This window comes from Candidatus Cloacimonadota bacterium, from assembly GCA_011372345.1.
GTDB lineage: Bacteria > Cloacimonadota > Cloacimonadia > Cloacimonadales > TCS61 > DRTC01.
This window is the reverse complement of sequence record DRTC01000358.1, coordinates 1-3,505: the sequence shown is the minus strand read 5'-3', so window position 1 is coordinate 3,505 and position 3,505 is coordinate 1. Positions and strand designations below refer to the sequence as shown.

4 protein-coding genes are annotated in these 3,505 nt (G+C 32.3%); all 4 read right to left on the bottom strand.

The features are described from left to right. Window positions 1-1,458 (bottom strand): type III-A CRISPR-associated protein Cas10/Csm1 (cas10, locus tag ENL20_06930; protein HHE38290.1); only part of this gene is annotated, 1,458 nt, incomplete at its 3' end. Between the two features lie 144 nt (window positions 1,459-1,602). Beyond that, window positions 1,603-2,184, bottom strand: a complete 582-nt coding sequence (gene cas4, locus ENL20_06925; GenBank protein ID HHE38289.1) for a CRISPR-associated protein Cas4 — start codon at window positions 2,182-2,184, stop codon at window positions 1,603-1,605. 1 nt (window position 2,185) lies between these two features. Beyond that, window positions 2,186-2,476 (bottom strand): CRISPR-associated endonuclease Cas2, encoded by a 291-nt coding sequence (cas2, locus tag ENL20_06920; GenBank protein HHE38288.1) that lies wholly within the window; start codon window positions 2,474-2,476, stop codon window positions 2,186-2,188. Window position 2,477: 1 nt separating this feature from the next. Then, window positions 2,478-3,461, bottom strand: a complete 984-nt coding sequence (cas1, locus tag ENL20_06915; GenBank protein HHE38287.1) for a CRISPR-associated endonuclease Cas1 — start codon at window positions 3,459-3,461, stop codon at window positions 2,478-2,480. Between the last annotated feature and the right edge of the window lie 44 nt (window positions 3,462-3,505).

Here is a 3,505-nt window from a genome sequence, read left to right as displayed (position 1 = left end):
CCATTTCAGAGTTTGTTCATTTCCGAATTTGTTAAGAACAAATACATTTTCGGATTTTTGCGAATGATCAGTGAATTTGATATTCAAACCGAATTTGTTTAAGACCGATTTGTAAGTAATATTTCTTGAGCTTTCTTTTGGTATTTCGGAGAAAATTTCATAATTTGCATTGTAAACTTCTTTTGTTAAATCTTCAAAAGAACGACACAAAGAACATAATCTGTTTTCTTCATATTGCGTTACATTTTCCGTTGAATGACAAACATTGCAAAAATTATCCTGTTCGATCGTTTCTTTCGGTTCGAACATGTTTTCATAATAATCTTCCCAAATATCGGATAATTTTTTCTGTTTAATTTTAGCGGTTTCGCTTGAAACTCTGCGCCATACATCTTTGAAATCTTTAAATTCAAGAAGTTTTATTTTTGTATAACCGACATGGCAGAATAATTGTCCTTTGTGGAAATCGAATATAATCCGGTTGATTTCTTTTCTTAAAATTTTTATTTTTTCAATCGAAGTTTCCGGCGCCAGAATATAAAAATTTCCGCCGCCGTTATAAATGATATTCGCTTTTTCCAAATCCAATTCGCGAATCATAAATTCGGAAATTGCTTCCATCAACAAAACCAGATAAACGGAACGACCTTTCAAGCTTTTTGCCGCTCCTTCTGAAGGTATATTGAAAATATAATTCTGAATTCCGGAAAGATCGGCATTGATCAAAATAAAATGTTCATCGGTGATTTGTTCATCATTTGCAATTCTTTTCAAATACTTGCTTATCTTTTCGTCATCCAGTTTTCCATTTTGTATTTGATGAAATAAACAAACGGCGATGGCGGCAGTTAATTTTGAATGGTCAAAAAGTGAAATATCAGGATCACTTTTTGTTGTTTGAGCAGGAACAAAAGAAAGATATTTTTCCAAAAAGAACAATAAATCATCTTTGCTTTTTACTTGTCTGAATTTTTCGATCATTTTGTTACTTAAATCGTGATAATATTCTCTTGTTTGAATTTCATTTTTCTCTTCAGGTAGAAGATTATTAAATGTGAGTTCTCTCAATTTATAGTATTTATCGATTTGTTCTTTATTCAAAGTTCCGAAAATCGATCTTAACTGTACAGTATTATATTGAGAAGTATTCTCTTCATCTTTTTCTCTTTCCGAAGAAGCTAACCAATCAGCAAACTGAATAATTCTTCCTTCTTCACTTTCCGGATTATGATGAAAAGATGATATTTTTAGTAAAATATCTTTGTCTTCTGTTATCCAATCATCTTTCGTTAGGTATGATTTTAGGAAAAATGCCGTATATCTGGCATGAGAGTATTTAATTTCCGGGAAAAGTTCATTCACTCTTTTGTTTTCATAAACCTTACTTCGCTCGATAAGTTTTCCAATATCGTGAAATAACGCACATATATATATTTCATCTTGCGTAATTATATTCATTTTTGAATTCTCCTTGAATAAACTATTCTTTTTACCATTCCAAATCTTCTTGATACAGATTTTCCTAATCTAAAATATTCTTGCAAGAAAATTTTCATGATCTTATTATTAAATATGAACTATGAAACGACAAGAAAACATTATTTATTTCACACAAATATTTCTGTAGGTACAATCAAGACAACGATTTTTTGATGAAGTGCCCTTCGGAAAGTAATCGATGTTCAAGATATCGAAAATCTCATCAATTAGTTTTATTGTTTGGTCTTTAATTTTTTTACTTATGATCAACTCTTTTAATTTGTTGTTCGATCGTACATATACTATGAATGCTTTATCAACAGATTTCCGAAATATCTCTTCTATCAGTAATGCATAACATGTTTGTTGTATGAGGTGAGTCTTGAATACATGTTCGCGATATTCAGCATATTTATAGTCGAGAGGTGCAGCACTGTCCTTTTCAAAAAAGAGGACCTCATCAATTCTGCCAACCAAACGTAATGATTCGGAAGACATGTATACATCAATTTTTTTATCAATGCATCCGATTTTTTTTCGCAAATATTCTCTATTAATTAATGCTTTCTGTTCATGTATCTTTCTTCCTTTCATTACCAGATAGCGTTTATCTTCATGCTGAGAGATTTTCAGACAATTCATAAAATAGATAAATCGAGGGCAGTAAAGGTATTCAATGATCTCAGACGGGGTGACGTATTTCATTTCATGTAATCAGCGCCAGAAGGTCGTGTTTCACAAGTTCTTTATCAAATGCCTGTCCGAGAAGCTTACAGGATTTAAAATCTTTTTCACACATCGGGAAAATATACACAGAATCCTTCTTAGGATTTATCAGATCAATAATTTTTTGATGGATCTCTTTCAATTCGGCATTATTCAGATCACCGAGAAATACAGATTTTTGTACTCTATAGATACCTGCTTCTTCGCACATCTTAGATATCTTGGTCCTTGTTTTATTTTTTACGATGTCATAAATAATCCAGGTCAACATGTTAAAAATCCTTCCTTTTACCAATCAAATAATTAGCAAATGCGTGGGCATCAGCTTGTATCATATCAATTTGTTTTAGATTACGGTTTTTATATCTGATGATTTGATCGAATTCCTCTAGAATGATGGGAACAATATACTGTTTTCCTTCATCATTTAGTTGAAATCCTTGTTTTTCCACGGTAAAATAACAATCATTGATTTTTCTTCTGGAAAATTGATAAAAGATCGGTCTTTCAACCAATATTCTGTACGGTTCTATCATATCAAAAACCAATGATTTTTTGTTATAATTATCAGTATGAAGAATTCCTATATAAGGATCGAGTCCAGCAATGATCAACGCCTTCTCAACCTTGCTGTAAAGCATACCATATCCATAATTCAGAACTGCATTAAATTGATCTTTTGCAGGACGAAAGCTCCTGCCATGGAACTTGTATTTCCTTGGAAGGAGTAATGAGATTGCGTCAAAATATAGACGAGAGACGTTACCTTCTGTTCCCAATACATTAAACCTTCGTTCTTCAATCACACCTGAGATCCCTGTTAATTTCTTTTTTTGATTTACCATCTCTTCGATTTTCTGATGAATGCCCACAAGTGGCTGATTTCTTTTTTTGACTAATTGTCTTAAAAAAGATATCTGATTTTGTATCTTACGACCTATCCATATTTTTACTGCTTCCAATCCTTCATCTTTATCATAAATTTCAAGCAGTTTTCTTCTGATATAGGTTGTACTTCCGAGTTTTGGATACCATATCCTTCCATAGGGATCTCCATATTGGTCAATAAACACGATATCGATATTATATTCCATTGCGAGTTGAATAGCGTCGGTAGTTATTTGTGCAGCATTTGCCACGATGATCGAGGATATTCTTTTGGGCGATATTCTCTGCTTCTTCTCATCGATTCTCATCTCAAAGAGTTCGCCAACTTTATGAAGGTAAGTGCCGTATGATTTTAAGAAGAGTTGCATGACATTCCCTACTGGTTAAAACCTATTGTTTATACGTGAAAAGT

Bases quoted from the DNA above. Each gene is read 5' to 3' on its own strand.
- cas4 (HHE38289.1), bottom strand. From the start codon at position 2,184: ATGAAATACGTCACCCCGTCTGAGATCATTGAATACCTTTACTGCCCT.
- cas2 (HHE38288.1), bottom strand. From the start codon at position 2,476: ATGTTGACCTGGATTATTTATGACATCGTAAAAAATAAAACAAGGACC.
- cas1 (HHE38287.1), bottom strand. From the start codon at position 3,461: ATGCAACTCTTCTTAAAATCATACGGCACTTACCTTCATAAAGTTGGC.